The 214-nt window shown below is 53.7% G+C and carries 1 pseudogene; it reads right to left on the reverse strand.

Annotated features, from left to right (window positions below):
- A pseudogene (locus IQP38_RS26095) lies at nt 1-214 on the reverse strand (hypothetical protein); the annotation flags it as partial.

Raw genomic sequence — 214 nt, forward strand, 5'->3', positions numbered from 1 at the left:
TGGCCGATGGCTTGGTGCTCAGGCGTAAACGTCACGTTAGTCAGCGTTGGCAGAGACTGCGCCAGTGTAAAGCTCTGGCTTTCACTCACTTCAATGCCGGCTGAGTTCGTCCCTGTCACAATCACGGTATAAGTGCCGTTGGTTTGGTGACTCATATCAATCGCGTCACTGGTCCAATTGCCACCGGCTTGTACCGTCGCACTGCTGCTTTTCA

It is taken from the genome of Vibrio sp. OPT41, from assembly GCF_015163595.1.
Lineage (GTDB): Bacteria > Pseudomonadota > Gammaproteobacteria > Enterobacterales > Vibrionaceae > Vibrio > Vibrio alginolyticus.